Below are 548 nucleotides of genomic sequence, written 5' to 3'. Positions count from 1 at the left end.
GCTTTGGCAGCCTCTTCAGCGGCCTTGCGTTCGGCTTCTGCTTTAGCTTTGGCTGCTTCTTCTGCAGCTTTGCGCTCGGCTTCTGCTTTAGCTTTAGCAGCTTCTTCCGCAGCTTTACGTTCCGCTTCAGCTTTGGCTTTAGCAGCTTCTTCAGCGGCTTTACGTTCAGCCTCTGCCTTGGCTTTAGCAGCCTCTTCGGCAGCTTTACGTTCAGCTTCAGCTTTAGCTTTGGCAGCTTCTTCGGCAGCTTTGCGTTCTTCTTCAGCTTTAGCTTTAGCGGCTTCTTCAGCGGCCTTGCGTTCTTCTTCAGCTTTAACTTTTGCAGCTTCTTCTTCAGCTTTAACTTTTGCAGCTTCTTCAGCAGCTTTACGTTCAGCTTCGGCTTTAGCTTTGGCAGCCTCTTCAGCGGCCTTGCGTTCTTCTTCAGCTTTAACTTTTGCAGCTTCCTCAGCAGCTTTACGTTCGGCTTCAGCTTTGGCTTTAGCAGCTTCTTCCGCAGCTTTGCGCTCGGCTTCTGCTTTAGCTTTGGCAGCCTCTTCAGCGGCCTT

The 548-nt window shown here is 51.1% G+C and carries 1 protein-coding gene; it reads right to left on the bottom strand.

The annotated features are described in order from the left end of the window. The coding region (locus HMPREF3066_RS13275) for a hypothetical protein (protein WP_210385688.1) at positions 1-548 on the bottom strand (548 nt) is incomplete at both ends.

The sequence above is a fragment of the Neisseria sp. HMSC03D10 genome, assembly GCF_001807625.1.
Taxonomy (GTDB): Bacteria; Pseudomonadota; Gammaproteobacteria; order Burkholderiales; family Neisseriaceae; genus Neisseria; species Neisseria mucosa.
This window is presented reverse-complemented; position numbering and strand designations above follow the sequence as displayed.